We start from the raw sequence: 718 nt of genomic DNA, 5'->3' as shown, positions 1-718 counted from the left end.
GTGCCGATGCCGCCCAGGATGCCGAACACGGTCTGAACGAACAGCGGGCCCTTCACCAGGCCGGCGTCGAGGAAATGGGCCAGGTTGTAGAGATGCGCGGTGTCGTAGCACTCGAACTCGAACCGTGTCCCGGCATCGCCCAGCTCCTCCAGGATATAGGCGATGTCCGCATAGGTGTTGCGGAAGATCAGGCCGCGGCTGTTCTCCAGGTGCTGCTGCTCCCACTCATGCGCGAACTGCTTGTAGCGCTTGAGCATGGGGAACAGGCCGAAGTTCATCGAGCCCATGTTCAGGCTGGCGAGTTCCGGCTTGAAGGTCCGCGCCGGCACCACGCGCTCCTGCACGGTCATGTGCGGGGCGCCGCCCGTGGTGATGTTGATGATCGCGTCCGCTTGCGCATGGACCTTGGGCAGGAACTTCGCGAACGCCTCGGCCGACTGGTCGGGCCGGCCGGTCTCGGGGTTACGGGCATGGAGGTGGACGATCGCGGCCCCGGCCCTCGACGCGGCGATCGCCTGCTCGGCGATCTGGTCGGGCGTCACCGGCAGGTGCGGCGACATGGACGGGGTGTGGATGGCGCCGGTGATGGCGCAGGAGATGATGACCTTGCGGGGTGCCGCCATGGGTTCAGTCTCCGATCTCTTGGGACGAGGCCTGCTTCTGGCGGAGCAGGGCCATCAGGCGCCGGTCGCGCCAGCGCGAGCGCTCGGAGAGCTTG

The 718-nt window shown here is 67.0% G+C and carries 1 protein-coding gene; it reads right to left on the bottom strand.

The features are described 5' to 3' along the window. On the bottom strand, nt 1-623 hold a 623-nt coding region (locus tag EQG76_RS04070), incomplete at its 3' end, for a BKACE family enzyme (protein WP_159710847.1). Between the last annotated feature and the right edge of the window lie 95 nt (nt 624-718).

Source organism: Geminicoccus flavidas (assembly GCF_009806515.1).
Classification (GTDB): domain Bacteria; phylum Pseudomonadota; class Alphaproteobacteria; order Geminicoccales; family Geminicoccaceae; genus Geminicoccus; species Geminicoccus flavidus.
This window is presented reverse-complemented; position numbering and strand designations above follow the sequence as displayed.